This is a genomic window from Tabrizicola sp. (assembly GCF_041913445.1).
Lineage (GTDB): Bacteria > Pseudomonadota > Alphaproteobacteria > Rhodobacterales > Rhodobacteraceae > Tabrizicola.
This window is the reverse complement of sequence record NZ_JAYSFG010000011.1, coordinates 85,264-112,046: the sequence shown is the minus strand read 5'-3', so window position 1 is coordinate 112,046 and position 26,783 is coordinate 85,264. Positions and strand designations below refer to the sequence as shown.

At 62.8% G+C, this 26,783-nt stretch carries 23 protein-coding genes; 12 read left to right on the top strand and 11 right to left on the bottom strand.

All coding sequences use genetic code 11. The features are described 5' to 3' along the window. Window positions 1–146: 146 nt before the first annotated feature. Window positions 147–2,009 carry a hypothetical protein gene (locus ACE3Q6_RS13840; RefSeq protein ID WP_374433342.1) on the bottom strand — a complete coding sequence of 621 codons (1,863 nt, stop codon included), beginning with the start codon at window positions 2,007–2,009 and terminating at the stop codon, window positions 147–149. After that, on the bottom strand, window positions 2,002–2,784 hold the full coding sequence (locus ACE3Q6_RS13835) for a hypothetical protein (RefSeq protein WP_374433339.1): 783 nt from the start codon (window positions 2,782–2,784) through the stop codon (window positions 2,002–2,004). Before ACE3Q6_RS13835 ends, ACE3Q6_RS13840 begins: the two co-directional genes overlap by 8 nt. A gap of 482 nt (window positions 2,785–3,266) precedes the next feature. On the opposite strand from ACE3Q6_RS13835, the gene ACE3Q6_RS13830 reads away from it, so the two are divergent. The 4 genes from ACE3Q6_RS13830 to ACE3Q6_RS13815 are packed head-to-tail and all read left to right on the top strand — an operon-like array spanning window position 3,267 to window position 5,746. Next, window positions 3,267–4,511 carry a site-specific DNA-methyltransferase gene (locus ACE3Q6_RS13830; RefSeq protein WP_374433337.1) on the top strand — a complete coding sequence of 415 codons (1,245 nt, stop codon included), beginning with the start codon at window positions 3,267–3,269 and terminating at the stop codon, window positions 4,509–4,511. Further along, complete coding sequence (locus ACE3Q6_RS13825; RefSeq protein ID WP_374433335.1) at window positions 4,508–4,957, top strand: hypothetical protein; 450 nt, start codon at window positions 4,508–4,510, stop codon at window positions 4,955–4,957. The genes ACE3Q6_RS13830 and ACE3Q6_RS13825 overlap by 4 nt, the downstream gene beginning before the upstream one ends. After that, entirely contained in the window at window positions 4,935–5,162 is a 228-nt protein-coding gene (locus ACE3Q6_RS13820; RefSeq protein ID WP_374433333.1) for a hypothetical protein, read from the top strand. Before ACE3Q6_RS13825 ends, ACE3Q6_RS13820 begins: the two co-directional genes overlap by 23 nt. Then, window positions 5,159–5,746, top strand: a complete 588-nt coding sequence (locus ACE3Q6_RS13815) for a phage terminase small subunit P27 family (RefSeq protein ID WP_374433330.1) — start codon at window positions 5,159–5,161, stop codon at window positions 5,744–5,746. Before ACE3Q6_RS13820 ends, ACE3Q6_RS13815 begins: the two co-directional genes overlap by 4 nt. A 57-nt stretch (window positions 5,747–5,803) precedes the next feature. Here the strand turns inward: ACE3Q6_RS13815 and ACE3Q6_RS13810 are convergent, their stop codons facing one another. Beyond that, window positions 5,804–6,112 carry a DUF3489 domain-containing protein gene (locus ACE3Q6_RS13810; protein ID WP_374433328.1) on the bottom strand — a complete coding sequence of 103 codons (309 nt, stop codon included), beginning with the start codon at window positions 6,110–6,112 and terminating at the stop codon, window positions 5,804–5,806. A 109-nt stretch (window positions 6,113–6,221) separates the two neighbouring features. Next, on the bottom strand, window positions 6,222–6,437 hold the full coding sequence (locus tag ACE3Q6_RS13805; RefSeq protein WP_374433326.1) for a hypothetical protein: 216 nt from the start codon (window positions 6,435–6,437) through the stop codon (window positions 6,222–6,224). 192 nt (window positions 6,438–6,629) lie between these two features. Here ACE3Q6_RS13805 and ACE3Q6_RS13800 point away from each other — a divergent pair, with 192 nt between their 5' ends. Further along, a complete protein-coding gene (locus ACE3Q6_RS13800; protein ID WP_374433324.1) occupies window positions 6,630–7,331 on the top strand; it encodes a recombinase family protein in 702 nt (233 codons plus the stop codon). Window positions 7,332–7,341: 10 nt separating this feature from the next. Here the strand turns inward: ACE3Q6_RS13800 and ACE3Q6_RS13795 are convergent, their stop codons facing one another. Next, window positions 7,342–8,688 carry a sensor histidine kinase gene (locus ACE3Q6_RS13795; RefSeq protein WP_374433322.1) on the bottom strand — a complete coding sequence of 449 codons (1,347 nt, stop codon included), beginning with the start codon at window positions 8,686–8,688 and terminating at the stop codon, window positions 7,342–7,344. A gap of 238 nt (window positions 8,689–8,926) precedes the next feature. On the opposite strand from ACE3Q6_RS13795, the gene ACE3Q6_RS13790 reads away from it, so the two are divergent. After that, complete coding sequence (locus ACE3Q6_RS13790; protein WP_374433319.1) at window positions 8,927–10,030, top strand: hypothetical protein; 1,104 nt, start codon at window positions 8,927–8,929, stop codon at window positions 10,028–10,030. Here ACE3Q6_RS13790 and ACE3Q6_RS13785 read toward each other — a convergent pair. Further along, window positions 10,011–11,927 carry a glycosyltransferase gene (locus tag ACE3Q6_RS13785; protein ID WP_374433317.1) on the bottom strand — a complete coding sequence of 639 codons (1,917 nt, stop codon included), beginning with the start codon at window positions 11,925–11,927 and terminating at the stop codon, window positions 10,011–10,013. The two genes, ACE3Q6_RS13790 and ACE3Q6_RS13785, sit on opposite strands and share 20 nt — an antisense overlap. Before the next feature lie 71 nt (window positions 11,928–11,998). Then, the gene (locus ACE3Q6_RS13780; RefSeq protein WP_374433315.1) at window positions 11,999–13,168 is read right to left on the bottom strand and encodes an HlyD family efflux transporter periplasmic adaptor subunit; all 1,170 of its coding nucleotides are present in this window, start codon (window positions 13,166–13,168) and stop codon (window positions 11,999–12,001) included. Between the two features lie 735 nt (window positions 13,169–13,903). Here ACE3Q6_RS13780 and ACE3Q6_RS13775 point away from each other — a divergent pair. Both ACE3Q6_RS13775 and ACE3Q6_RS13770 read left to right on the top strand, forming a co-directional pair. Beyond that, entirely contained in the window at window positions 13,904–14,500 is a 597-nt protein-coding gene (locus ACE3Q6_RS13775) for a BLUF domain-containing protein (RefSeq protein WP_374433394.1), read from the top strand. 436 nt (window positions 14,501–14,936) lie between these two features. Then, window positions 14,937–15,344 carry a hypothetical protein gene (locus ACE3Q6_RS13770; RefSeq protein ID WP_374433313.1) on the top strand — a complete coding sequence of 136 codons (408 nt, stop codon included), beginning with the start codon at window positions 14,937–14,939 and terminating at the stop codon, window positions 15,342–15,344. 2,193 nt (window positions 15,345–17,537) lie between these two features. On the opposite strand, the gene ACE3Q6_RS13765 is transcribed toward ACE3Q6_RS13770, so the two are convergent. The 4 genes from ACE3Q6_RS13765 to ACE3Q6_RS13750 are packed head-to-tail and all read right to left on the bottom strand — an operon-like array spanning window position 17,538 to window position 22,232. Continuing rightward, window positions 17,538–18,989: a glycerol kinase gene (locus tag ACE3Q6_RS13765; RefSeq protein WP_374433311.1), complete on the bottom strand. Its 1,452-nt coding sequence runs from the start codon at window positions 18,987–18,989 to the stop codon at window positions 17,538–17,540. A gap of 3 nt (window positions 18,990–18,992) precedes the next feature. After that, complete coding sequence (locus ACE3Q6_RS13760; protein ID WP_374433308.1) at window positions 18,993–19,949, bottom strand: transketolase family protein; 957 nt, start codon at window positions 19,947–19,949, stop codon at window positions 18,993–18,995. After that, window positions 19,949–20,764: a transketolase gene (locus tag ACE3Q6_RS13755; protein ID WP_374433306.1), complete on the bottom strand. Its 816-nt coding sequence runs from the start codon at window positions 20,762–20,764 to the stop codon at window positions 19,949–19,951. The genes ACE3Q6_RS13760 and ACE3Q6_RS13755 overlap by 1 nt, the downstream gene beginning before the upstream one ends. A 1-nt stretch (window position 20,765) precedes the next feature. Next, window positions 20,766–22,232, bottom strand: coding sequence for an L-fucose/L-arabinose isomerase family protein (locus ACE3Q6_RS13750; protein ID WP_374433304.1), 1,467 nt, complete (start codon window positions 22,230–22,232; stop codon window positions 20,766–20,768). Between the two features lie 267 nt (window positions 22,233–22,499). Between ACE3Q6_RS13750 and ACE3Q6_RS13745 the strand changes: the two genes are divergently transcribed. The 4 genes from ACE3Q6_RS13745 (at window position 22,500) to ACE3Q6_RS13730 (ending at window position 26,724) form a co-directional block, all read left to right on the top strand. Beyond that, on the top strand, window positions 22,500–23,447 hold the full coding sequence (locus ACE3Q6_RS13745; protein WP_374433302.1) for a D-ribose ABC transporter substrate-binding protein: 948 nt from the start codon (window positions 22,500–22,502) through the stop codon (window positions 23,445–23,447). A gap of 66 nt (window positions 23,448–23,513) precedes the next feature. After that, window positions 23,514–24,158, top strand: a complete 645-nt coding sequence (locus ACE3Q6_RS13740; protein ID WP_374433300.1) for a DUF2291 family protein — start codon at window positions 23,514–23,516, stop codon at window positions 24,156–24,158. Further along, window positions 24,155–25,678, top strand: a complete 1,524-nt coding sequence (locus ACE3Q6_RS13735; protein WP_374433298.1) for a sugar ABC transporter ATP-binding protein — start codon at window positions 24,155–24,157, stop codon at window positions 25,676–25,678. Before ACE3Q6_RS13740 ends, ACE3Q6_RS13735 begins: the two co-directional genes overlap by 4 nt. Next, window positions 25,675–26,724, top strand: a complete 1,050-nt coding sequence (locus tag ACE3Q6_RS13730; RefSeq protein WP_374433295.1) for an ABC transporter permease — start codon at window positions 25,675–25,677, stop codon at window positions 26,722–26,724. The genes ACE3Q6_RS13735 and ACE3Q6_RS13730 overlap by 4 nt, the downstream gene beginning before the upstream one ends. Window positions 26,725–26,783: the final 59 nt, after the last annotated feature.

The window sequence follows — 26,783 nt, the reverse complement described above, 5'->3', positions numbered from 1 at the left end:
TGACGCAAGGTGTCGTGATGCGTGACAAACTGGTGTCCGGAACAATTGGAATAGCGTGTTGTCAAGCGCCGATGCGTGACGTAGCCGCCCCAATGCGTGACATGTGGAATCTGCAATGGGTTCCAGACAGGCCAAGACGTCGGGAATCAGTCCCGTCGATCGGTGAGCTTGATCAGCGGATCGAGCCGATAACCTTGGCGTTGCTTGCTTTGCACGAGCAGCGGCGCAGGCGGCGCGAAGCCAAACAAGGCCAGATAGCTTGCAGCAAGCTCGGCTCGGCAGCGTTCGACATTCTTCCTGACGGTTTCCTTTGTCCAATTCAGTGCCCGAAGATCGTTGACATAGCGATGGCCCTCTGGCCGCAAACCATGGCTACGGTCCTCATCGAAGGTCGGCTTCAGCGCATGAGGAACTCTGGCCGACTGACCGACAAGGTGCATGAGACCCCTCACGGAGACCACGTGCCGGTCACCCTCCGTGTAGAACGCGACTACAAGTGGATCGTCGGGGTTGATTTGCAGATCCTCTTCCGGGATGTCCTTCGGCATGGAACTCGGGCGTTCATCGATCCGTGGATCGCGCGGTATGGTCCGTTCATTCGCCAGAGCGCTCGATCCCAGATGCAACATGAGGAGCGAAGACGCCGGGAGCCTGAGCTCCGCGAGGGCGAGTGCGTTGTTCTCGACCGCCTCCTTCAACACCCTCAGGACGGACTCGGAATGGCGTTGGTGAAGCGACAAGATCCTTTCGAGGCCCAACGCGCTTGGCAGCTCGGGATGGCCCTGCAGGATGCGCGAAAGCTCCAGCCCGAATTTCGCGAAGAACGAACTCTTGTCCAAGCTTTGCAAGTGCAGGGCATGGCGCGTCCACTCGACTGCCATCTTGACCGTGCCGTCGTCGGTGCGCTCGCCAAGTAGCACGTCGGTCTTGTATTGGTCGGGTGGGTCGTCAGCGCCCAGACCTGCCGCCAAAATTCCGAAGCGCCTATCGAGGCATTGAGAGCATTTGCCGCAGTGGGGGTGGAGCTTGGTCTGGTCCCTGACGCTCGTGCAACTAACGGCCGAACTGATCTGCGACTTCCCACCGAACTGCGCTATCCGTTGAATCACTTCCGTCTTCGTAAGCCACTCGTAAGGGTTGGAAAGCTTTGCCGCGCCAGGCAGGACCAGTTCGAACAGTCGGTTCAGCTTAGCCAGGACGAGTGGATGCGTCGTGCGCGTGGCCATCGTTCCGATGATCTGCGGCGAGATGGGTAAATTGTGACTGACGATGCCGTTCTCGTAGAAATTTACACGGGAGGCGCCAAAGGACCGCGCGACGGCCAGTCCAAGGGCGGCAAACAGGAACGAGCGCGACCGTTGCGTTGTTTCCGAGGCCTCTGGCCCATCTCGCCGCGCAATGACCTTGATGTGCTGAAAGCGCTTTGCGTGCTGCTTTCTGAGGTATGCCGCCAAATGGTCCTGCCGCGGCACCACTTTCTGAGCCGATCGGTGCGAGACGAGCAGGACGTTGTGTCCGCTTGTCGAGAGCGCCTCGAGGGCGCCTGCGAAGGAGTCGAGCCCGCCGGAGAAGAGGATCACCTCTTCGGCCCGGAACGCCGCACCCTTCGGATCCAGATCCAACAGTCCCTGCGCTGGACCGTGCCCGTTTGTCTTGTCGAACCGAAACTCGTACCTGTCTTCGGTCAGAAACCCCATGGCGTCTTCAAGAGCGCTAACGACTTCGCTCCGGGACCATAGGTCGGGTGAGAAGACTTGGACCGTGATCCTGAAATTGCGGCGCCAACTGACACCCATTTGCGGGCGCGTCCCGCCACCGCGACGGACAGTGCTATCGGCGAAGAAGACCGCGGAGGCGATGTGCAGCAGATCTTCAACAACCGGATCGAGCGGGGCGAGGGCCGACGCTGTTATTCGTTCCGTGGCCAGCCGAAAATTCGGGTTTGGCCCATCGATGCGAAGGTTGATCAGATTTCCCTGATCGGGTTCCTCGATGAGGGCATCAGACATCGTCCACCCATCGCACTCGCAGCCCTTCGGTGATCTTCCTGAGGGCAACCGCGCCGAAGATCTGCGCTTCATGAGCGCCAAATCGCCCCGCCTCGTGCAATGTCTTACCGTACCAGCCACCCGCGAATTCCTGGATGATACGGGTCGCCTCCGAGGTGTACTGCCGCAGGGCAACGTCGAACTCGGTCCTCCGCGAAACAGACTCGAACCTGCGGTCGGGGCCTACCTGTAGAGAGAGCGTCCGATCCAGCCAGTAGGACAGTGATGCCGCCACCAGATTCCCAAAGTACGCCCTGGAGAACGCGGCGATGCCCTTCGAATAGGACAGCCGCCGTATAACTGCTTGGACGTCCTCGGGCGTCGCTTCGAACAGGCCTGGAAGATCGGCAGAAATGCTTTCGTTTAGCGTTTGTGCGAAGCTGCGCGCAGCCAACTCGCCAAGATCGGTTGATCGGATGCTCTCGCGGGCGACTTCATCGAGACGCGCCATGCTAGCTGCGACGATCTCGAACAAACCGGGCGAAGCGCCGACCTGTAGATCCAAGTTGCGCAGCCCATCCCCGAAATCTGAAGCCCGCGCAGCCAGTGGAATGGACAAGAGAAGGCGAACCGCCTCGACAAAGACCGGATCGTTTGCTGCGGACAGAAGATCGTTCTCGGCCGCTCGCGCACTTGCCGCCACAATCTGGCGGTCAGGCGATCCTTCAATGATGGCGCCAACGACCTCGCGCCACTTCTTCGTTTTCGGCAGGACGCCGAGGTGGATGTGACCCATGGGCGTTCGACCTCCCTTTCGAAGACCCGCGCTTACTTCAACTATTGCGTGTGCAACCTGTCAACGGCGACGAGGACCGGACCGTAGTGCTTCGTGACGGATGTGACAGATGTGACAGATGAATCCGATTTTTCTCTCACGCACACGCGCGAAGGGATTAATGGATCTCTTCCGTCACATCTGTCACATCCCTCACGGAGCCCGTCGGTTAGTCGAGCGTGTCGGTACCTGACAGTTCCCGACGTGCGGTCGGCGCCTCGTTCCCGGTCCGGCATGCAGAGTTCAGATTGACGCCTAGTCGATGTTGGCGGGCGCGTCTGATTGGGATATCACCTGTCTTCGTTTCACCATCGACGTGCGCTGTCGTTCCTTGTCGCAGAATGTCGAATAGTGTCATTTTGCCAATGGCTTAGCCTACATGGTATTATGCCCGCATCAGCCCAGAGACACCGCTTGTTGCGGACCGGGGGGTGGAGGCGCAGATGGACGGCACGCTGGCAATCGACTACCGCCCGATCGGCGATCTGATCCCCTATGCGAGGAATGCCCGGACGCATTCGGAAGCGCAGGTTGCGCTGATCGCAGGATCGATCCGGGAGTACGGCTTCACCAACCCTGTCCTGGTGGACGGCGAGAACGGCATCATCGCCGGGCATGGCCGGGTGATGGCAGCCCGGAAACTGGGGCTCTCGCAGGTGCCGGTGATTGAACTCGCGCATCTCACCGAAGCGCAGAAGCGGGCCTACATCCTCGCGGACAACAAGCTCGCCGAGCAGGCGGGGTGGGACAAGGCGCTCCTTGCACTGGAGTTGGGCGATCTGCAGGACATGGCGGTCGACCTGACCAGCCTCGGTTTCGATGCCGCCGAACTGGATGCGCTCCTGCGCTCCGGCGAGGCGGATGAGCGTGAAGACGACATTCCGCCGGTACCGGTTGTGCCGGTATCTCAGCCCGGCGACGTCTGGGTTCTGGGCAGCCACCGGCTGATCTGTGGTGATGCGACGAACGCAGCGACGGTGGCAAAGGTGCTGCACGGGGTGCGACCGCATCTCCTCGTGAGCGATCCGCCCTATGGCGTGGAGTATGACCCGGCCTGGCGCAATCAGGTGGGTGCCGCCAAGACCCGGCGCGTGGGCAAGGTCCTGAACGACCACCGCGCGGACTGGCGGGAAGCCTGGGCGCTCTTTCCTGGCGACGTGGCCTATGTCTGGCACGGGGCGCTGCATGCGACCACGGTGGCCGAGAGCCTCTTCGCCTGCGGCTTCGCGATCCGGAGCCAGATCATCTGGGCCAAGGAGCGGCTGGTGCTCTCCCGGGGAGACTACCATTGGCAGCATGAGCCCTGCTGGTATGCCGTTCGCGAGAAGGCCACCGGGCACTGGTCGGGCGATCGCAAGCAGACGACGCTCTGGAGCATCCCGAGCCGCGACCAGGACGCCGCCACGGTTCACGGCACGCAGAAGCCCGTGGAGTGCATGCGGAGACCGATGCTGAACAACTCCAGCCCCGGTCAAGCCGTCTACGAGCCCTTCTCGGGATCAGGTTCCTCGATCATCGCGGCAGAGACATGCGGGCGGCACTGCCATGCGGTGGAACTGGACCCGGCCTACGTGGACGTGGCCGTGGGGCGCTGGCAGGCGTTCACGGGACGTGAGGCGGTATTGGAGGCAACCGGCGAAACGTTTGCAACGGTAAGGGCCGCTCGAGTTCCGGAGGCAGCGGCATGACCGGCCGACCGCTCACCACCCTCACCGAAGCGCAGCGGGCGGAAGTCGAGACGCTGGCAGCCGTTTTGAACGCCGAGCAGATCGCTGACTTCCTCGGCATTGGCCGCACGACCTTCTTCGCCATCCTTAACCGCGACGAGGACCTATCGGAACGCTACAAAAGGGGGAAGGCGCGTGCGATCGGGGCCGTTGCCCAGAGCCTCGTCACGAAGGCTCGCGCTGGAAACGTCACGGCGATGATCTTCTTCCTGAAGACACAGGGCGGCTGGCGCGAAAGCGTCGATCTCGCCGTGAAGCAGGACCCCATCGACGAGATCGACCTCAGCCAGTTGAGCGACGAGGAACTGAACGCCCTCGCGGAATACGGGAAGATGCTGGAAAACGCGAAGAAGTCCATTCTCGACGCCAGGAAGGAGAAGGCCAATGGCCGGTGGTCAGTCGCGTAGCGCGTCCTTCTTAGAGACACTGACCAGCACGCTCCTCGGCTTCGTGCTTTCGGTGGCGGTGCAACGCGCCCTCTTTCCCGCGATGGGCCACGACTTCGGCTATGCTGAGAACCTGGTCGTGGCTTCGGTGTTCACCGCCGTCTCGATCCTGCGCGGCTACACCGTGCGGAGGGTGTTCAATGCGCTCAGGGATCAACTGCCGTGAGCGGACCACCGAAAAAGCCGACGGCCTGGCGCCGGGCGGAAGGCAACCGCGGCAAGCGCGCCTGGAACCATGCCGAGCCGAAGCCGCCCGAGGGCACGCCCGACTGTCCGGATCATCTGAGCGAGGAGGCCAAGGCAGAGTGGCACCGGCTGGTCGATACGCTGGTCGACATGGGGGTGATCACTATCGTCGATCGCGCGGTGCTTGCGGCCTATTGCCAGGCCTATGGGCGCTGGGTTGAAGCCGAGCAGAAGCTTCAGGAGACACCGGTGCTCTTCAAGACGCCGTCCGGCTATGTGCAGCAGTCGCCCTGGCTGAACATCGCCAACCGGCAGATGGAGCTGATGGGTCGCTACATGGCCGAGATCGGGCTGACGCCGGCCTCGCGCTCGCGGATCGCCATTGCGAACGCAAACCGTCATTTGGAACCGGTCGACAAGGTCCAGTTCGTGATCGTCTACGAAGACGCGAATGGCGAGCGAAAGGAAAGGTCATTGAACGACCCGGCACCCGTAGATGCCTTGGAGCATCCCTCGCGTTCACAGGGGAACGTGCGTCGCTACGAGATCGACGGAAACTTGTAAAAGGAGGAGCCGCTTCCGAAAGAGCGGCACCGTCGTGTTTCTCATAATGACCCGGGATCAAGTCTGCGGCAGAGCGATCCGGTAGACGCGCCCGCGGCCCTCGACCTTCTCCGAGGTCAAGGTGCGGCCGAGCTTCTTCGTGATGGATCCGGCAAGCGCGCCGCGCACGGTGTGCTGCTGCCAGTTCGTCGCTGCCATGATCTCGGCGATGGTCGCGCCGTTCTCGCCTTCAAGCAGTTCGACCACCTGCGCGAGCTTGCTGCCGGGTCGCGGCATGCGCGCTGCGGTCTCGGGGGTGTCAGCGGCTTGGCGAGCCTCGACGGGATCAGTTGCGGTATCTTCCTTGGTCTTCGCGTTGCGTGCCATTGTGGCCTCCTTGTCCGGGCCAGCGGCATGCCAGCCCTTCTACGAGGCCAAGGCCCGCGTCGGCCAGCCTGTGGAGCTGTGCAGGCCCGCGACGGGGCGGCGGGTGAGGTCATCCCTTGCCGGTGGCGAAGTTCGCGATCTCTTGCAGGCGCTCCCGGATGTGGTTCGCGCTTCCGACGTCGCCCCAGGTGATGTCGTCCGGGCTGGCATGGAAGTGGTCCGCGCTCAAGGCAGCCAACTCGGCGAGGAGCCGGTCGATCTCGGCCTTCGCAGCCAGGAAGGCGTCCAGGGCCTTTTCATTCGTCGCTGCGGTATCGCGGGCCATTGTCCGATCCTCCGGGCTGGTGAGTTGCCGTGCGATCAGCTTCGCTCTACTCCCGGCACCTATCAACTCGATAGATCATTGTTCCCGCTACTATTTTTTACCTGTCACGCCACTTCTCCACTACGTCTTCCACGCCTCTCGGTGTACACACCTGCGCAACGAACGTTAGGCAGTTGTGAACAGGGAGCGGAGATGGCGGCAGGACAGCGGCTGGTGGCCTACGAGCGGGTCTCGACGGCGCGACAAGGGGCGAGCGGACTGGGACTGGAGGCCCAGCGGAAGGTGATCGAGGACTTTGCGGCATCCCGCGGCGCAGAGGTCCTGGCGCGGTTCACCGAGGTCGAGAGCGGGCGCAAAGCGGATCGGCCAGAGCTTGCGAAGGCGCTGCATCTGGCGAAGGTCACTGGCGCGACGCTGGTGATCGCGAAACTGGACAGGCTGTCACGCAACGCAGCGTTCCTCCTCGCCCTGCGGGACAGTGGGGTTCGCTTTGTCGCCGTGGACATGCCGGAGGCGAACGCCCTCACCGTCGGGATCATGGCCCTTGTCGCCCAGGCCGAACGTGAATCGATCTCTAGGCGGACGAAGGAGGCGCTGGCGGTGGCCAAGGCCCGTGGTGTGAAACTCGGAAATCCCAACGGCGCAGCCAGCCTCCGGCGTGCCGGGAAGGGCGGTGTGGCGCTGCGCGCGACGGTGTCGGCGAATGCGGCAGCGTTCGCTGCGGACTTGGCACCGGTTCTTACCGAAATCCGGGCTGCGGGGCACACTTCTCTTCGTGCAATGGCGACCGAGTTGACAGCGAGAGGCATCAGGACCCGGCATGCACGTTCTTGGGGGCCGGGCGGGGTCAAGAACCTGGTCGCACGCTTGGAGAGGATGAGTATGTTGGGGTGAAGTGTCTCGCTCAGTGTTCCGCAGTGACATCAAGTCGACACAAGACGCCTGACTCCCGGTACTCAATAGAGGCAGTGTCCGGTGGGTGGAACAACAGCTTCGTTATCAACGTGCTGCCGAAGCCGGCAAAGCGTGGTCCACTTAGCCGCCTCCCCAATGTCTCACTCCATTGGATTTGCGCCCGGTCTCCGCTCGTTTGCCATTTCACCTCGATCGCGCCTCTCGGATCGCTCAGCGCTCCGTACTTCAGCGCGTTCGTCAGCAACTCATGGAATGCTAGTGCGCACGCTCCCGCGGAACCTGCCGGGAGGCGTATCGAGGGTCCTTCAATCTGGAAACGACCCTTTGCCTCTTCGAAGGGCTCTGCAATCTTTGTTAGAAGATCCATCAAATCCGCGGACGCCAAGTTACCGCCGAGCGTCGTGCGGATTCCCTCACCCATAGCCCTAAGACGGTCCTGAAGCTTCCTGCTCTCGGCCGGGTCAGTGATTGTCTTGCGAGAAATGGCGGAGATCACCGTGATCAAGTTTAGCAATCGGTGATGAAGTTCTCTATTAACGAGATTGAGACGCTCCTCGCGGCTACGCGCTTCTGTTACGTCGGCGAGAACTCCGATAACGCGAGGGTTGGGACCTGCCGCACCGGGCGCAATCTGAGCGCGGATGAGAAGGTGCTTTTCCGACCCGTCGGGCATGATGAAACGCGCCGTGGTCTGAATTCGATCACCACCTGCAGCGCGGATTGCATCACCTTCGGCGGTGATCCGGTCCCGCTCGCCTGGCGCATACCGGGAGCGCGCGTCTTCGAGTGTCGGCAACGCGTTAGCAGGAAACCCCAAGAGCCGGTTCAGCTCGGGCGACGGTGTCAAGGTGCCGGACGCCAGATCCACCTCCCACACTGCCAGTCCAGCAGCGTCCATCGCCAGGCGGAGGCGGGCCTCACTCTGCTGCAGTCGCTCCTCGGCTTCGGACTCGTCCGTTATGTCCTGAACCGTTCCGAGATAGTGTACGGCGCGACCGGACGGACCCCTGCGATAGAAGCGCGCTTGGCCAGTGGCACGAATGCGGCGTACCGCGCCGTCCGACGCCCGGGTGATGCGACAGAGATAAATGGCGCGCTCGCGGCGTACCGGGTCCAGTGCGGCAGAAGATAGAGCGGAAACGTGATCGCGCTCTTCGACGTGAACCAATTCTCTTGCAAGCTCCCGCGGGACCGGCCCTTCAGCGGGCAGCCCACAGATTTTCCGCGCAACTTGATCATAGTGGAGTTGGTCTTGCGCCATATCCCATTGCCACGTGCCTATGTCGGCTGCCTCGCATGCCAAGCGCAGTGACCTGTTCGGAGGAATGAGTTTCATGACAATCTCTGTAGGAATGGGACAAGTTTGTCGGCAGCGGACGGTCTAAGAATCCGTGCCTTGGCACATACGCGCGAAGTTTGAGGCGAACACGTAAGCGTTCTTCCACAACGACTCACAAGAGGCGGAGCGCCTCAAATGACCCAACCCAAAATATGCTCTCGGCATCTCAGTCGAGTCTAGAACTTTGCAGGCTCTTCGCCTTAGCATTCAACCTGAACTTTTAGACGAGGCGAGCATGGCGACCAAACCGCAGGTGACATTACCTGGTGCAATCCTTGCGTTCGTGGTTCTCAGTGCTGTGGCCGGCGCCACATTCCTATTCTTCGTGCTTCGGGACGCAGCGGAGCAACTTACCGACAACGCTATGGCTGAAGCCGTAGAGGTCCGATCTGCCGCCCTCCTGACGGCTCTCGGTCGAGAGCTTGCGGACGAATGGAGCCGCTTGGAGGCGCTGGCAGGCAAGCTTTCCGATAGTTCACCTGACGAACTGCGACCGGTCATGGACCAGATGATTGCCGAGGGTCAGAAGATTTCCTGGGTGGGATTTGCATCGCTTGACGGGACGGTGCAAGCGGCGGCAGGTGGTCTTTTGGAGGGCGCCGACGTCTCGAGCAGACCTTGGTTCCGCGAAGGTCTGAATGCCGATTTTGCTGGGGATGTGCATGAGGCCGTGCTCCTTGCGAAGCTGCTCGGGAGCGAGGATGGCGACCCGCCACGGTTCCTTGATTATGCGTTACCTGTTCGCGACGAGACCGGCCGTCAAGTAGGCGTTCTTGGTTTGCACATCAATTTCGATTGGGCTGCGAACCTCGTGGATGAGATGGCCAGCGCCTTGCAGATCGACGCTGTGTTGGTGTCACAAGATGGAACCGCAATCGTGTCAACGTTGGAGAACAATCCGGCCCAACCGACATCGGCCCCGTTCCGTCTGGCTTCACTCGGCACATCGGGAAGTGTCCGGGCAGAATGGGCGGACGGGGGTTCATACTTCTCATTCGTTCGTCCCGTCGAGTTCGACGACAGAACACCGAACTTCGGGTGGCGCCTCATCGCACGTGTAGACAACTCCGAGTTTGCGGACATCGACAACGATCTACCGTCTCGCCTGCTGCCTTTTGTCTTGGGAATGCTTGTAGTCCTCACATTTGCAACCTTGCTGTTTGTCCGGATTTTTGCTCGGCCCTTCGGGCTCGCAGCCAGGAATGCAGTTGCTGTTTCCCGGGGTGAAGACGTCTTCCCATTTGAGTCAAACCGAACCCGAGAGCTTTCAGAGCTTTCGGAATCCGTATCCCGGTTACAGGCCACCGTAAGGAGACAACTCAGCGCCGATCGTCGTTGAACGAGAGCCTACGTGAAAGACCCTCGAAAAGGGCGGCCAGTCGCACGTTCAGCACACCGGGCGCTTCGCCATCGGTGTAAAACCGCTCCAGGAGTGCGGTGTGCTGCTCCTCGGTTGGATGAAGAGAGAGACGTGCGCCGTCGGACGTCGTGGCAAGCGCCAGGAATTCGACGTCGCCGACCTCCCTTATACGCAGGTACCCCTTAGTCCCGACTGGAAGGTCGGCTCCCCGAACGCGCACCCGATCCTGTGCAAGGCCAACCAACCACACTTCCTGATCTGGCAGGTCGTTGGTCAGGACAACGGCCCTCTCTGGGCTGTCTGCGACGTGACGCTCGCGCCGCGGAAGTTCAATGCAAACCAGGATCGTGAAACACAGGACGACGACGTTGTAGAGCGTCCAAAAAAGCACAATCGCCTTACCGTCACCCGCGTCGTAGAAGGCAAACCGATCAGAGAAGATGCCCAGAACCAGACCGATGAGTGTCAACGCCAGAACGACCGCAAAGGGTGCAAGCAGCGCCCACTGAACCGTCACTTGAGACCGGTCGCCCCCTTTTGCTGTGACCTTGAAAGGATGGCCCTTAGGTCGCGACAGGCCAACAAAGGCTGCGCGACTGATCGGTATTGCCCCAAGCATCTGACTGACATCGGTGAGCACGGGCATCACGACACCGAGCGTAACGAAGTTGAGTGCTATCAGCACCCAGACATAGTAGGTTCCGAAGTACCGGATGACGTCGGGCACAGTAGCGTCGACGACTGTGATGCTCGCATACCAGTAGAAGAGCGGGTAGATCAACGCGGCCAACCTGAATGGGAAAGTCGTCGTCCAGTACAGGACGCTGTCGATAACGCTCCACCTGTCGCGCAGGCGAAGCCCGTTGGACGAGAACGGTCCCACCTTGCTCCGGGCAATCTGCATCATGCCAAGGCACCAGCGGGCCCGCTGGGTGACGTATTCCTTGAGCCCCTCTGGTGCCAATCCCTCGGTAAGGGGTTCATTCAGATAGGCAGTGTCCCAACCCGCATTCTGCAGGACGAGCGTCACCATGAAATCCTCGGTCACGCTGTCGGTGGAGAACCATCCGATTTCCTTGAGGGCCGAGAACCGCGCGACCGAAGAGGTTCCGCAGCAGAAGGCGATACCCCAGGCATCACGGGCCGCCTGCATGTGATCGAAGAAGAAGCGCTGCTCGTCGGGATAGGAACGACTGAGCCCTAAATTGTGCTGGATCGGATCCGAGTTGAAAAAATGCTGTGGCGTCTGAACTAGCCCAACTTTCGGGTCCGCAAAGAGGGCCAGCGTCCGACTTATGAAACCGCGGTGAGGAACGAAGTCCGCGTCAAGAACCGCAACAAAGTCAGGCGGAGGAAGCGGAGAGGAATCCAAGAGTTTGAGGGCATGGTTCATGTTCCCGGCTTTTGCGCCCGCGTTGTCGGGACGCGTCACGTACCGCACACCCATGCGCTCACAGTAATCCCTGAGCCACGCGCGACGCCCATCATCCAGGATGAAGACCTCCTTATGCGGGTGTCTAAGCGCAAGCGCCCCGACGATCGTTCTCTCCAGAACCTCCAGCTCCTCATTGTAGGTCGCAATCAGGATGGCGACCTTGGGCGGCGGTCCCGGTTCCCACCAACTGAGATTTGCGGTTGCCTCAGCGCTCCTGTCCCGAGTTCGGCTCAGCATCACGAAGGCACTGAGTGACCCAACCAGCGCGGCGGCCTCGAAGAAGAGCAACGACCAGCTTGCCAAGAAGTCGAACGTCCATCCGGGGGGTGCCACGGTGTCCGTTATCCGCCAGAACATGTACCTTCCAGCCAGCACAAAGGCGATTCCGAACAGCACGGCTCGGTGGAATGTCTTCTTGCGATCGAAGACGGTGGTGGCCACCCACGCCGCCGCCGAAACCGCGCCTAATTCGACAAGGGCAGATTGGGCCTCTGACAGGAGGGGAAGCGCGATCACCGGTCGAACATTCCCCGCAACCAATCGAGCGGTCGGGCATCGAAGAAGACACGTCCCGTGCGGCCGATTGCGCAAGCAAAGTCTGGATCATCCGCCAGACCGGGCACGTCCACTGCGACGTCGAAGCGTTCAAGATGCCGGGTGCTCGGAGCCACTGCCAGGTTGCGATACACAGTCTCCGCACCCGAGCCTGCGAGACGGACTATCGTTCCCTCAAATGTGCTGCCATGGCCCTGCGGCCTGAACGTGGCAGGATCGCCCACGGCCAGCCCGTTGTAGATGTTCTCGGTGACGGAAAGGGTGACGATGGTGCTGTCGCAGTTCACGAGCTTCAGCAACTCGTCGCCCCGCTGAACATTTTCTCCGCTTTCCGTCCGCAGTTCCCACAGAATGCCATTAATGGATGACCGAAGCGGCGAAGCAGTCAGTCGGTTGACACGAAGTCGCTCCGCATCGAGACGCGCGGTGACCGCGGCCAGTCGATCGTCAGCTTCTTTTTGGGCGCTTTGGTGTTCGGCGAGACGCGCTTCCAGATCGGCGCGCCACTGCTCGGACCAGGGTGCGTCGTTGTATCCATCGCCAAGATGCACGCCAGACTGCAGGGCAGCCAACTCGACCTCTAGCGCAGAGACCTTCTCTTTCGCATATTCCAGAGCAATTCCAGGAAGAAGCGGATCGCCACTATTCTCGGTCTGACCTTGAGACAGGGTTGCCGGGACGTCCCCCGCCTCTCCCGCGGGATCCGCTTCGAGCAGTTCCAATCTCGCACGAGCACGTTCGAGTCGGGTTGCCAACTCCTGCTCACGCGAACTCTGGTAGGCAAGTGTCCTCGCTTCCAAGGCAGTAATTTGATCCTGCAGCCAGGCAACTAAGGAAGTCTCTCTGGCACTTGCTGCAGCTTCCAGCCTTACCTCCATTTCCAGGTCGGCAAGCCTCACTGTATCCGCCCGCGCATCCTCAATCGACCCCAAGTCGTCGCCAATGCGGACTCGTGCGCCGAGCGAGAGAGGAGCCAGAGTGACGTCGCCCGCCACAGGCGCGCGGACTGAAGACAGCCGTGCGTTGATGACTGCGTCGGCGCTCACGCCTGCCAACTGCTCACCGATTAGTATCCAAACCGCAACCACCAAAACCGCAACACCCACAAGAATCCGAGTGAAACGCATGAAGACGGGCCCCGCTTAAGATCTCTTGCAGCACAACTGAAAGGATTAGACCAGTCAACCCTTAGGGAGCGGGGCATGTGCCTGGATTCACCCCTCACTGTGCCGATATCGTTGGTTCGTCCGCCGCAACCCGATGAAAATCTCACGATCCAACTAGCTCCAGTCTGCCCCGGATGCTCCAGCTCCCGCCACGTCGCTGACAACGCGCTACACTTTGGACCAGCAGGATTGACAAAAAGAACGACCGTCGGCTCATGCCAACTATGCTTTAGTATAGTTCGTGCCTATCTTTCGGGTAGTGCTCCAGATCTCCTCTTGATTTTTCACCCCAAGGAATATTTTTTGACGTCGCCGCTCGTCTTTGGTTGTGCGTCTGGGGGCGGCCGCCGTCGTCTTGATAGCCGCGGGCTAGCCCTGCCTGAAGGCTCTTAGTCCGGGTCGGCTTCGACTTGTTAAACCTCACTTCGGGAACTCCGGAGTGGGGTAATTCTGGTCATCGTCGTGCCGAAAATTGACGCGAACATTAACCGAAGATGAACGCTAACCTACGATAAACAAATAATAAATCGAAGTTTGCCCAAATTTCTTCATCTTCTGGTTGCAGCGTCTCGCCACTAGCAAAAAAAGCAGGTGGGAGCGATGGACACTCGATGGACTGGACGTGATTTGGTGAGGGGTAGCCAGGTTTCGTGGGACGAGGTGCCGCCGGCAGATCTGCGGCTCCGGTTGAACGATGTGCTTCAGTACGACGGCTGCACGTCGGATGACGTCTGGGAGGCGATCCGCGATTGGCTGGAGGCGCGCGGAATCACCCGTTCGAAGGCCCGGCCGTTGTCGCTGGTTCCGCATATCCACCCGTCGTTGAGAGAGCATGCTATCGCGCCGGTTCTTCAGGCCCAAAGCGCAATGCAGCTCACCCGGCTGGTGTACACCTCAAAGCGCGCGACCTCGGACCAGGCGAGCCTCGACTGCATTCTTGCGTCGTCCCGGCAGAACAACGCGCGCGATCTGCTCACGGGCGTCCTGGTGGCCGACGAGGACAACTTCTTCCAGCTACTCGAAGGATCCCGGGAGGCAATCGCAAAATGCTTTGCACGCATCATGGACGACTCGCGCCACCACGATGTTCAGGTCATTTCCTGTGGCGACGTGTCTCGACGCCTCTTCCAGGATTGCAACATGCGCTTGGTGGATGTGCACATGATCAAGCACGAAATCCTGTCTGCCCATTCCGTCGAAGGCAGGTTCCAACCCCGCATCATGTCGGAGTTTGCCGTCGAGGAGTTCTGCAGGGCCCTATCCCTCAGCTGCTCTGAGGTGGGAGCAGGTTAGAAAGGCGCCAACGGCTGAAGACCGCAGGTTGCCAGTCGCCCCAAAGGTGATAGACCTGCGTCGCGGTCGCCTCCGACGCGCACGAGGGGAAAGAATACAATGCCGGTGTACAGGCTCGGGCCCTCCAAGAGCGGCGGGTTTCGCAGCATTCACGCAACTGACCTAACGCCACCATCTAGAATATGGTCCTTCATCGCCTATGTCGTGCTCGTGAGTTCTGGCATCGGTGGCTGTTCGGTCATCTGCTTGCTGATGGATGCTCGCGATCGAGAATCCAGCGGCCTGACGGAACCGAGGGGCTCGCTCTCGATTTTGGAGTAGCCGCTGATCTACTGCACCGTCCTCTCTCCAACAGGCGGTGACTCTTGATTGATTGGTCTGAGTTGCAGAATCTCAGCCTCCGGCAGACTGTGCAGCTAACCGGCTGGAGCCTACCATGAAGACACTGCTGCCCTCGCTTCGCATCATCAACTCCTACTCCTTTGGTGAAGAGAAAGACGGTGAGTGGCTCCTGATCGAATGCGAGGACACGGCCGGTCAGCACTTCACCCTCCGCATCCCGCACCAGATCGAGTTGGGCTTCTTCGCGCGCTTCCAGGCAGCCTCCATGCTCGCGGCCGAAAAGCGGAGGTCGACCCCAGACCCGGAGCTTGCAGGCGCGATGTTCGCCGAGCGGATCACTGTTGCGTGGATGGAGGAGAGCAAACTCAGGCTGGTCGTCAAGCTCGCCATGGGGATGGAACTGGAGATGCACTTGTCTGCCAACGCCGTGGATCATCTCAGGCAGGCGCTGGATGAGCTGGAAGCATCAGAGCAGATGGGCGGACCGGGGCTGACCCACTAGGGGCGGGATCCACGCCCGACGATGTATCGTTGAAGGGTGTGGGAACATCCTCGCTAGGAAACGGTTTTGCGCCCAGTGGCCGTCCCCATGCGGCCACGGTGCGTACCTGGCGGTCGAGTCTTGCAAGCAATCACCGCTACTGTGGGTACGGCCCGGAGATTCCCCTCACCGGGCCGTGCTCCCCGCGACGCCCATCTTGCGTCGGAACATCAGGCGCTGTTGCGGGTTTTCGGTCAGAGGTAGTTCTATGGGAAGTCGACTACCTTTCGGGCCCGGCAGATAGTCCTCATTCCGTCTCGGGCCGGGCCCGCTGTCAGATATCTTCGCAGAGCAGCTTACGGAACCGGCAGCGGCTTGGTTGGTTGGGGCCGCCCCACCGTACGACGATAGCATGATCTGGATTTGAGGAGCGCTGTTGCTCGTGCCACGAAAGTGCCTCGTGCTGTCCATTCTTGGGCCACGACGCGGATGGATAAGAAGGGTGAGCAGGACATCAAGAGCCCTCGTCCTGACACCGCGACCCTGCTGCTTAGGTTAATTCCCCTTTACCAGGCAGCAGGGCCGAGCGGTGGCGTGGGCCAAGAGCGCCGCTGGGTCTTTGCTCAAAGATATACCTGAATCTGAAGGGCCGCCTGAGTCCCGGAAGTCGTCAAGGTGCGCGGCTGTTCGAAGACAGCATGTTGCCTTTCGCCCCTAGGCTGTTAGACTTGAGAAGCGGTCGCCTGTTACGTGCAGCGCATATGGGGGCACATGCCTGCTTTGAGACTGGGTCCATCCGAAAGCGGCAGTTACTGCTCCCTCCTTCCGCAAGATACTAAACCCCCCACCAAAGGCGGCGGGTTGTTAACATACATCTTTGTTTTCACTCTCGGTCTGTTCGGTGGCGGCTTGGCTTGTACACTGCTCGAAGATCGGACCGCGAGGTCGTCGGGAGACAAGGCTTCCACTGGTCAACCGTCGCTTTAGCAACGACGGGCCTATTGATGTCCTCGGTACGACACAAGTTGTCCATTCTTCTGCCACAGGATGCATCCATAATGTAGATGCGTCCGGTGAGATCAATTGGCCTCATTCTGGCGTCACGGCCCTGCTGCATTGCCAATCCCTTCACCATGCAGCAGGGCCGCTCCCTCCACACACGGTTGGCCATCTGCGGACGCGGCTTCACCCGCCCAGCTTAAGCTGCGACCGTGGTGTCTGAAACTGGGACGCTCGGAAACTCCTCTTCCGACGCAGGAGCGGGCTTTGCCACCTCCGACGCACGGCACCGAATCGTGCAAACCAAACCGTCAGGCCGGAAATCAAGGTCCGCTCTGCCGCCCAACTGAGCCGCGAGCACCCTGGTGACCACAGTGGAGCCGAACCCTGCCTTCGGGTTGGCCTGGGCGATGCCGACAGCGTCAGGAGACGCCTTGTTCTCTTGAGTGGCCCGATCCGGTAGCTCGTGGCACATCAAGGGCAAACCGGAGGACCGCGCGTACGGAGGTGTCCGACATTTTTTGCAGCTCTTCCGACCGCCGGCTGTGCTCAAAAAGATCCAATAGGCCAGGTTAAGCAATGAAGGAGGCGCAGTCGGCCGCGGTAACCGAAGTGGGGTCAGCCAGCCGGTTTTCTCGCACCGCGAAGCGGATTTCCATTAGTCGGGGGTTTCCGCGTGAATGGCGCGCCGCAGGTTCACCATGGGTGCTTTTCGGGTTGAGTGCCAGGCGGACAGGGCAATGTGTGGTTCGCCCCGCTTTATCAGAGGAACTTCGCTTGAGGCAGGCCTGCCTGTCAACTTGCATTCCCGAATGACGAAACGCTCCCCAATCTCAGGACGAGCCCGGGAAACATCCGCTGAGCGATGATGCTCTACATCCAGTTTCCGCTATCGCCGAGAAAGTGGAGAACCTGCTCCACGAGCGCGTACATCGAGGCGAGGCTTGGTGTTATCATTTCATTTCAATAAGTTAGATACTGGAGAAGGTTGGATATCAGGCCCATCCCCTCCGCCACCCAATCCCATCAGCCGCGTCGGACCCATCGTTTCGGACCAGATCCAGCTTGCGCGGTTCTGTCTGCCCGTGATGGCAGGGCCAGAGGAAGGCGGTCCTTAGGCTGGTCTATCCCGTCGGGGGTCGGGTTGGCTTCAAGGTGCAGCGGCGAAATGCAATCGCAGGTGCGACGCTCCAGGTCAGCCGAAAGTCTGCCGCTTCAGCTCGGCTCCACGGCCTGACGTACCGCCCGCGACCAGGCGGCGCGCAGGGACTGGCGTCGGGCGGGGGGGATGCGGGGCTCGAAGCGTTCGGTCCCGGCCTGCGGGAACGGGGGGAACCCGCTGGCGGCAAGCGCCATCGCTGCGACACCGATGGCGCCCACCTCTTCGACGGAAGAGGCCTCGACCGGCCGGCCGATCAGGTCGGTCTGCAGCTGCATGAGGAACGCGTTGCCCGACGCCCCGCCATCCGCCTTCAGCGCCGCGAGGCCATGGCCGATGTCGGCCTCCATCGCCTCCAACACGTCGGCGATCTGGTGGGCGATGGCCTCGAAGGTCGCGCGGGCAAGGTGGGCGGGGGTGGTGGCGTGGGTCATCCCGGTGATCGTCCCGCGCGCCGCGTCGTTCCAGTGCGGCGCGCCGAGGCCCGCGAGGGCGGCGACGAAGCTGACGCCGCCCGCGTCGGGGACGGTCTGGGCAAGGTCGGAAAGGGCGGCCGCGTCCTTCAGACCAAGAAGCCGCGCCATGAAGGTGGCGGCCTGGGCCGAGACGGTGATGTTGCCCTCCAGCGCATGGGCGGTGCCGGTCCGGTCGGTCCAGGCAATGGTGCCCGAAAGCCCGTGGCGCGAGGCGGTGCGGGCCGGCGTCAGCGTCATCAGGCTGGAACCGGTGCCGTAGGTGGCCTTGACCGCGCCGGGCGTGAGGATGCCATGGCCGTAAAGGGCGGCATGGCTGTCCCCCAGCATCGCGCGGATCGGGATGCCCGCAGGCAGGGCGGTTGCCCCGGCAGTGGTCGTGCCGAACAGGCTGTCCGAGGGCATGGGGGTCGGCAGGCAGTCCACCGGCGCTCCGAAGATCGCGCCCAGTTCGGGCGAGAAGCCGAGGCTCCGGGTATCGAAAAGCTGCGTCCGGCTGGCGTTGGAATGGTCCAGCGCGAAGGCCGTGCCGCCGGTGAGGTTCCACAGAAGCCAGCTGTCCACGGTGCCCGCACGCAGGCGGCCCCGGGCGTAAAGGTCTTTCGCGGCGGGCACGTTGCGCAGGACCCAGGCGAGCTTCGAGGCCGGGAAGAGCGGGTTGATGCCAAGACCGGTGGAGTTGATGACCTGCGGATCGTGGCCTGCGGCAATAAGGGCGGCGCAGTCCTCGGCGGTGCGGCGGCACTGCCAGATCGGCGCGGGGCAGACGGGTTCGTGGGTCTTGCTGTCCCACAGGACCAGGGTCTCGCGCTGGTTGGCGATGGCGATGGCGTCCGGGGGGCCGGCCTCGGCGGTGATGGCCGCGATGACCTGTTGCACCGAGGCCCAGATGGCGGAGGCCGACTGTTCGGCCCAGCCGGGATGGGGATAGCTGGTGGTCAGCGGTGCCGAGGCGCGGGCCAGGACCTGGCCCTGCGCGTCGATCAAGAGGGCCTTCGTGTTGGTCGTGCCCTGGTCGATGGCAAGGACGCGCACGGCTCAGCCCTTGCGCAAAAGCGCGCGGCGGGCGGCGGCGGCGATGCCTTCGGGGGAAAGCCCGTATTCCTGGAAGAGCCAGTCGGTCGAGCCGGTGGGCAGGAAGCCGGGGAAGCCCACGCGCTCGACGGGCACCGGCTGGTGGGCCGAGGTGAACTCGGCCACAGCGCCGCCGAGACCGCCACGCACGCTGCCCTCCTCGACCGTCACGATGGCTCCGGTCAGGGCGGCGTCGTGCAGGGCGGATTCGTCCAGCGGGTTGATGGTCGAGAAGTTGAGGACGCGGGCAGAGATGCCTTCGGCCTTCAGCACGTCGGCGGCCGCGGCGGCAAGATGCACCGTGGTGCCGCAGGCGATGATGGTGAGGTCTTCGCCCTGGCGGACCGTTTCCGCATGGCCGGGGCGGAACGTGCGGTCCGGGATGTCGAGGTCGGGGACCGGCATCCGGCTAAGGCGCAGGTAGACGGGTCCTTCGTGGCCTGCGGCCCATTTCACCGCTTCGGCCGTCTCCCAGGCGTCGGCGGGGACGATGACGGTCAGGTTGGTCAGCGGGCGCAGCCAGGCGAAGTCCTCGATCGAATGGTGGGTGGCCCCAAGCTCTCCATAGGCAACGCCCGAGGATTGGCCGACGAGCTTCACGTTGAAGTTCGCATAGGCGATGTCGGCTTTCACTTGTTCCAGCGCGCGGCCGGTGATGAAGCAGCTGGCCGCCGAGACGAAGGGGATGCGCCCGCCGTTGGCCAGCCCCGCGCCGACGCCGACCATGACCTGTTCGGCGATGCCGACGTTGATCAGGCGGTCGGGGAATTTCTTCTGGAAGCTGTTCAGCTTGGACGAGCCGACCGAGTCATTGACCACGGCGACGATGCGCGGGTCAGCCTCGGCCAGGTCTTCCAGCGTCTTGACCCAGGCGTTGCGGCAATCCTGGAACCCGGCTGCGGTGGGGGCGGCATGTGCCATCAGACCAGTTCCTTCATCGCTTGATCGTACTGAACATCGTTCGGCACGCCGTGGTGCCACGAGGCGACATTCTCCATGAAGCTGACGCCCTTGCCCTTGATCGTGTTGGCGATCACGCAGCGCGGTTTCCTGCCCGGCGCGGCCGACAGCAGGGCCAGAAGGGCGGCGTGGTCGTGGCCGTCGACCTCGAACACGTCCCAGCCGAAGGCGCGGTATTTCTCGTCCAGCGGATCAAGGCCGGAGGTCTCTTCCGTCCCCGCGCCCTGTTGCAGGCGGTTGCGGTCGATGATGAGGGTGAGGTTCGCCAGTTTCCTGTGGCCCGCGACCATCGCGGCCTCCCAGTTGGACCCCTCCTGCTGCTCGCCGTCGCCGGTCAGGACGAAGGTGCGGTAGCTGGCGCCGGTCAGCTGGCCCGCGATGGCGATGCCGGTGGCGACGGGGAAGCCGTGGCCAAGGGGGCCGGTGTTGGTTTCCACGCCGGGGAGATAGTTACGGTTCGGGTGGCCGTTGAGGAGCGACTTCGGCTGCATGTAGGTGGAAAGCCAGTCCTCGGGGAAATACCCGGCCGCGCAGAGGGCCGAGTAAAGCGCCCCCGTCGCGTGGCCCTTGGACATGACGAAGCGGTCGCGGTCGGGCCAGTTTGGACGTTTGGGGTCGTAATTCATCACGCCGAAGTAGAGCGTGGCGAGGATGTCCATCGCCGAGAAGTCACCCCCGGGATGGCCCAGCTGCGCGCGGTGGACCATGGTGAAGGCCGTCCGCCGCATCCAGAGCGCCTTTTCCCGGATCAGCGGGACCTTGTCGTTCGTCAGCATCTCAGAACCTGTTCGGGAAGGTCAGTTGCGGCTCGGGCTCGCCGCCGTGGTGGTAGATCGGCCAGCCGAGGTAGCGGGTCACCGCCTCGTTCACCACATCGGCGTGGTGGCCGCGGACCATGGCGACGTGGTGTTCGAAGCCGTTCTGGGTGACGAACTTCAGGAGTTTCCGCAGCCCGGCGACACGGGTGGTGGCGATGCCGCCGTCCATGGCGAAGGGGTGGTCAGTGAACTCCCCCTCGCCAAGGTAGCACTTCACCATGCCGCGGCGGTCGTCGGTGGACAGGCGGAAGTAGGTCATGGGCCCCGGTTTGACCTTCCCCTTGACCGCGCCAAAGCACTTGGACCGGCCGATGGTCTCGCCCAGCACGTCCAGCTCGCCCACCTCGGGCGTGTCGCCGATGAAGGACTTGGGGTAGTTGCCGCAATGGGTGCAGACGCAGAGGTCTTCCTCGTAGGCGTAGTTGTTGTTCCAGTCGAGGATCGCGGGCGGCGCGCCGGAGGCCAGGGCCAGGGCATACATCGACAGCGCGCCCATGATGTCGACCTCGCAGGCCGAGGGCATCAGGTCCTCGCCCATCATCGACATGGTCAGGCAGGTGGCGCAGCCGAAGTTGTCCTGCAGGGACCGCCAGCACTGGATGGCCGAGGCGTCGCAACCGTTCTCGGCGATCCAGCGGTTGACGGCGAGCGTCCAGCGGGCCTGTTTCTCGATCTGCGCGGGCTGGATGTGGGCCGGAATCTTGCCGTAGCCCTTGACCTTCTCCAACGTGGTCAGCAGCGCCGGGTCGTCGGACTTGATGGCGGATGCCGCGCCCATCATCTCGGACAGGTCGACCGTGACGACAGTGACGCCTGCGGCCTGGAGGAGTTTCTCCGAATAGCGCATGGTCTGGAACGCGCCCGTGCGCGCGCCGATGGAGCCGAGGCGGGCGCCCCGCAGGCCCTTCACGGTGCGGCAGACGCGGGCGAAGCGGTCAAGGTCGCGGGCGAATTCCTCCCCCCAGGTGTCGCAGGTGTGGCTGGTCGTCTCGGTGAAGGGGACGCCGTATTGCCAGAAGTTGTTGGTGACAGAGATCTTGCCGCAGAAGGCGTCGCGGCGTTCGGAGACAGAGACCTTGGCGACCTCGTCGTTTGACGCCTGGAGCAAGATCGGGACGTTCAGCTTGGCACGGTTGACCAGTTCCGCCACCGCGATTTCATCGCCGAAGTTCGGCAGGCAGATGACCAGGCCGTCGATCCGGTCGGCATTCGCCTTGAAATGGGCGGCGTAGAGGTCGGCATCGGCGATCGACTGGACGGCCCCGTTGGCCGTCGCCTCGAACGGCAGGATCACCGCGTCGATGTTCAGCTTTGCAAGCTGCGCCAGCACGTCGTCGCGCGCGGCCTTGCAGGGGGCCGGGCTGAAGAAGGCGCGGCTGCCGATGACGACGCCCAGGCTGATCTTGCGGCGGAAGATGGTGGACATGGTTCCCCTCCCCGGACTGCATCCGTCCCTCCGGACGCAGACGGTTTTCGAATGCTTTCGATTTCTGCGCTTCTATCGCGAGTCGTCCCGAAGTGCAAGCGGAGATGCCGCTGGGCACCGGTTGCGGTGATGTTCCTGCAGGAAAGGTGATGCTGCAAGCGCAAAGATCGAGAACAATAGAAAGCGTTTGACAATGATATGCGAGAAACAGATGCATAGATCGCAGCGAATCGAATCAACTCGATATCGTTTGAATGGGAGGACATCATGATTCTGAACCGCCGCCTCTTCGTGGGCAGCCTGGCCGCTGCCGTCTCGGGCATCCTGCCGACGCTTTCCTTCGCGCAAGCCAAGGGCACCATCGCCATCATCACCCCCAGCCACGACAACCCGTTCTTCAAGGCCGAAGCCGACGGTGCGGCCGCCAAGGCCAAGGAGCTCGGCTACGAGGTCATGGTGCTGGTCCATGACGACGACGCCAACAAGCAGAACGAACTGTTCGACAGCGCCATCGCTGCGGGCGTGAAGGCGATCATCCTGGACAACGCAGGCGCCGACGCCTCGGTCGCCGCCGTCCAGAAGGCCAAGGACGCAGGGATTCCCTCGTTCCTGATCGACCGCGAGATCACCGCGACCGGCGTTGCCGTCAGCCAGATCGTCTCGAACAACTACCAGGGCGCGCAGCTGGGCGCGGAAGAATTCGTCAAGCTGATGGGCGAAGCGGGCGACTATGCCGAGCTCGTCGGCAAGGAATCCGACACCAATGCGGGCATCCGGTCGAAGGGCTATGCCGACGTCATCTCGCAGTATCCGGACCTGAAGTCGGTCGCACGCCAGACCGCCAACTGGTCGCAGACCGAGGCCTATACGGTCATGGAATCGATGCTGCAGGCCAATCCGTCGATCAAGGGCGTGATCTCGGGCAACGACACGATGGCGATGGGCGCCTGGGCTGCACTGGAAGCCGCGGGCCGGACCGACGTGATCGTCGTGGGCTTCGACGGGTCGAACGACGTGCGCGACAGCATCCTGAAGGGCGGGATCAAGGCAACCGTGCTGCAACCGGCCTATGCCCAGGCGCAGATGGCGGTCGAACAGGCCGACAAGTTCATCGCCACCGGGTCGACCGGGGTCGAGGAGAAGCAGCTGATGGACTGCGTCCTGATCAACAAGGACAATGCCGCCAAGCTGGAAACCTTCGCCCTGACCGCCTGACCCAGGCTGGCCTGCGACCCGGCGCGCGCGCTTTCCGCGCGCCGGGATTTCCTTTGGAAGACCGCCATGAAACCCGTTTTCATCGTGCTAGGCCTCGTGGCCGCGCTTGCCCTGCCGGGCTGCAAGATCGTCAAGAACGCGCCCGAGGGCGAAGCCGCTGCCGTCATCCCCGAGGGTGAAGCGGGCGACGACGCCCGGATCGCGGCGCTTCTGGACAAGACCTACGAGGCCGAGCTTCTGCCCCTGATCGCCAAGGCCCTGCCGGTGGCCGATCTGCGCACAGCCGTGGCCGGAGGGCTGGAGGCCGCGGGTGCGGCGCATGGCAACAAGGGCTCGGGCGAGGGCGCGGCCTGGAACTTCGCGGTTAAGGGCGAGGGGAAGGTGGTCGAGGCCAACCTCACCTCACGGGCGCGGAAGGCGATGGTGGATGTGGACGGCGACGGCGCGGCGGACCTGACGCTGCAGCTGGGACCCGTGATCAAGGGCACGTCCCTGCGCGACGTGGCGCCGTTCTACAAGTTCGGCGATTTCCGCGACCAGATCGAATTTGCCAAACTGGCCCGCTCGCTGAACGACCGGGCCTCGGTCGGGCTGCAGGTGCCGGAGGGCGAGCTGGTCGGCAAGACGGTCAGCTTTACCGGCACAGTGGACCTCAAGGCCGCGACGGACCCCTGGCTCGTGACCGCCGTCACCCTGTCGGTCGCGCCATGACGGGCGAGATCGGGCTGTCGATCCGGGGGGGCGTCAAGGTCTATCCCGGCACGCGCGCCTTGAAGGGCGTCGATTTCGACCTGCGGATGGGGGCGGTCAACGTCCTGGTGGGTGAGAACGGCGCGGGGAAATCCACGCTGATGAAAGTCATCGCCGGCGTCGAAAGCCTGACCGAGGGCCGGATCGAGATGGGGGGCCGCGAGGTCCAGTTCCGCACCAAGGCCGACGCGGTGAAGGCGGGCATCGGGATTGTCTTCCAGGAGCTGAACCTCTTTCCCAACCTCACAGTGGCCGAGAACATCTTCATTGGCCACGAACCCGTGCGGGCGGGAGTGGACATCGACACCGCCGCCCAGGCCGAGGCCACCAAGGCGTTGATGCGGCGGCTGGAGCAGGACATCGCGCCGGACACGCCGCTGGATCACCTCCGGGTCGGCCAGCAGCAGATCGTCGAGATCGCGAAGGCTTTGTCCCAGGACGCGCGCATCCTCATCCTGGACGAGCCGACCAGCGCGCTCTCCGCCGCCGAGGTCGAGGTCCTGTTCCGCGTCATCGCCGAGCTGAAGTCGCAGGGCGTGGGGATCGTCTACATCAGCCACCGGCTGGACGAGCTGATCCGCGTCGGCGACTGGATCACCGTGTTGCGGGATGGCGAGATCACCGGCTCGCGCTCGATGGCGGGGGTGGACATCCCCTGGATCGTCAAGGCGATGATTGGCGAGAAGACCAAGGAATTCCCCCGGACCCAGGCCCCGAGCTTCGGTGCCGAGGTCTTCCGGGCCGAAGACATCACGCTTCCCCGGGCCGGGGGCGGCTATGCGGTGGACCACGTCAGCCTGTCGGTCCGGCAGGGCGAGATCGTGGGGCTTTACGGCCTTATGGGCGCGGGCCGGACCGAGTTCCTGGAATGCATCATGGCGCAGCATCCCGCCTCGGGCGGGAGGATGTTCGTCGACGGCCAGCCACTGGTCGAACGCGACGTGGCAGGCCGCATCGCGCGCGGCATCGCGTTGATCCCCGAGGACCGCAAGCGCGACGGCCTCGTGCAGATCATGGCGATCCGCGAGAACCTGACGCTCTCCTCGCTGGGCCTTTTCACCCGGCTGATGCACCTCGACCTGAAGGCCGAGGCCGCAAAGGCGGTGGAGTTCGTGAAGCGCCTTACGATCAAGATCGCAAGCCCCGAGAACCCGGTTTCAAGCCTGTCGGGCGGGAACCAGCAGAAGGTGGTCATCGGCAAGGCGCTGATGACCTCGCCCAAGATCCTCCTGATGGACGAACCCTCCCGCGGGATCGACATCGGCGCAAAGGCCGAGGTGTTCCGCACCATGCGCGACCTCGCCGCGCAGGGCCTGGGGATTCTCTTCGTGACCTCCGACCTCGACGAGGTGCTGGCGCTGTCGGACCGCATCCTCGTCATGGCGAACGGGCGGATTTCCGGAGAGTTCCCGGCGGGAACCGAGGCCGCCACCGTGATCGCCGCCGCGACGCCCAGCTACAAGAAGGACCAAGCCGCATGACCGCCACCCTTGCCGCGCCGCAGACGAACTGGCTGCTTCTTGTCCTGCGCCTGCGGACCTTCGTCGCGCTGATCCTGGTTCTGGCCTATTTCAGCGTCATGGCCCCGAACTTCCTGACCGCCGCCAACGCGGTGATCGTGTCGAAGCACGTCGCCCTGAACGCGCTGCTGGCGATCGGGATGACATTTGTCATCATCACCGGGGGGATCGACCTGTCGGTCGGCTCCATCGTCGGGCTCTGCGCGATGGTCGCGGGCTGGCTGGTCCTGAACGGGGTCGACACCGGGCTTGGCTACACTATTTGGTTCAACACCATCGAGATCGTGGGCATCACGCTCGCGGTCGGCATCGGGGTCGGCCTGGTCAACGGCCTCCTCATCACGCGTCTCAACGTTGCGCCCTTCATCGCCACGCTTGGCACGCTTTACATCGCGCGCGGGGCGGCGCTGCTGTCCTCGGGCGGGCGGACCTTCCCAAATCTTGGCGGGTCCGAGGAGATGGGCACGGCCAGCTTCCCGCTGATCGGAACCGGAACGCTTTTCGGCCTGCCGGTCATGGTCTGGCTGATGATCGGCGTGGCGCTTGGGGCGCATTACATTTCGCGCCGCACCCCCTTGGGCCGCCACATCTACGCCGTCGGCGGCAACGAAAGGGGTGCAGCGCTTTCGGGGGTCAAGGTCGACCGGGTCAAGCTTTTCGTCTACGCCTTCTCGGGCTTCTGCGCCGCGCTGGTGGGCGTCATCATCGCGAGCCAGCTGCAGGCCGCCCACCCCGCGACGGGTGAGACATTCGAGCTGAACGCCATTGCGGCGGCGGTTCTGGGTGGCACATCGATGTCCGGGGGCAGGGGGCGCATCTTCGGCACCATCATCGGGGCCTTCGTGATCGGCATCCTGTCGGACGGCCTCATCATGATGGGCGTGTCCAGCTTCTGGCAGACGGTGATCAAGGGCGTCGTCATCGTGCTGGCGGTGGTCATCGACCAGGCGCAAAGCCGGTTGCAGGCGCGCGTGGCCCTGGCCCAGGAGGCGTCCGCCAATCGCTGAGCGCGGTTGGTTTTCCGGTTTCGCTCGATTACGCTGCACCTTGGCACTGTCACTTTGGG

Excerpts from the sequence above, each read along its gene's own strand:
- ACE3Q6_RS13840 (WP_374433342.1), bottom strand. The coding sequence starts at position 2,009 with ATGTCTGATGCCCTCATCGAGGAACCCGATCAGGGAAATCTGATCAAC.
- ACE3Q6_RS13835 (WP_374433339.1), bottom strand. The coding sequence starts at position 2,784 with ATGGGTCACATCCACCTCGGCGTCCTGCCGAAAACGAAGAAGTGGCGC.
- ACE3Q6_RS13830 (WP_374433337.1), top strand. The coding sequence starts at position 3,267 with ATGGACGGCACGCTGGCAATCGACTACCGCCCGATCGGCGATCTGATC.
- ACE3Q6_RS13825 (WP_374433335.1), top strand. The coding sequence starts at position 4,508 with ATGACCGGCCGACCGCTCACCACCCTCACCGAAGCGCAGCGGGCGGAA.
- ACE3Q6_RS13820 (WP_374433333.1), top strand. The coding sequence starts at position 4,935 with ATGGCCGGTGGTCAGTCGCGTAGCGCGTCCTTCTTAGAGACACTGACC.
- ACE3Q6_RS13810 (WP_374433328.1), bottom strand. The coding sequence starts at position 6,112 with ATGGCACGCAACGCGAAGACCAAGGAAGATACCGCAACTGATCCCGTC.
- ACE3Q6_RS13805 (WP_374433326.1), bottom strand. The coding sequence starts at position 6,437 with ATGGCCCGCGATACCGCAGCGACGAATGAAAAGGCCCTGGACGCCTTC.
- ACE3Q6_RS13800 (WP_374433324.1), top strand. The coding sequence starts at position 6,630 with ATGGCGGCAGGACAGCGGCTGGTGGCCTACGAGCGGGTCTCGACGGCG.
- ACE3Q6_RS13795 (WP_374433322.1), bottom strand. The coding sequence starts at position 8,688 with ATGAAACTCATTCCTCCGAACAGGTCACTGCGCTTGGCATGCGAGGCA.
- ACE3Q6_RS13790 (WP_374433319.1), top strand. The coding sequence starts at position 8,927 with ATGGCGACCAAACCGCAGGTGACATTACCTGGTGCAATCCTTGCGTTC.
- ACE3Q6_RS13780 (WP_374433315.1), bottom strand. The coding sequence starts at position 13,168 with ATGCGTTTCACTCGGATTCTTGTGGGTGTTGCGGTTTTGGTGGTTGCG.
- ACE3Q6_RS13770 (WP_374433313.1), top strand. The coding sequence starts at position 14,937 with ATGAAGACACTGCTGCCCTCGCTTCGCATCATCAACTCCTACTCCTTT.
- ACE3Q6_RS13760 (WP_374433308.1), bottom strand. The coding sequence starts at position 19,949 with ATGGCACATGCCGCCCCCACCGCAGCCGGGTTCCAGGATTGCCGCAAC.
- ACE3Q6_RS13755 (WP_374433306.1), bottom strand. The coding sequence starts at position 20,764 with ATGCTGACGAACGACAAGGTCCCGCTGATCCGGGAAAAGGCGCTCTGG.
- ACE3Q6_RS13750 (WP_374433304.1), bottom strand. The coding sequence starts at position 22,232 with ATGTCCACCATCTTCCGCCGCAAGATCAGCCTGGGCGTCGTCATCGGC.
- ACE3Q6_RS13745 (WP_374433302.1), top strand. The coding sequence starts at position 22,500 with ATGATTCTGAACCGCCGCCTCTTCGTGGGCAGCCTGGCCGCTGCCGTC.
- ACE3Q6_RS13740 (WP_374433300.1), top strand. The coding sequence starts at position 23,514 with ATGAAACCCGTTTTCATCGTGCTAGGCCTCGTGGCCGCGCTTGCCCTG.
- ACE3Q6_RS13735 (WP_374433298.1), top strand. The coding sequence starts at position 24,155 with ATGACGGGCGAGATCGGGCTGTCGATCCGGGGGGGCGTCAAGGTCTAT.
- ACE3Q6_RS13730 (WP_374433295.1), top strand. The coding sequence starts at position 25,675 with ATGACCGCCACCCTTGCCGCGCCGCAGACGAACTGGCTGCTTCTTGTC.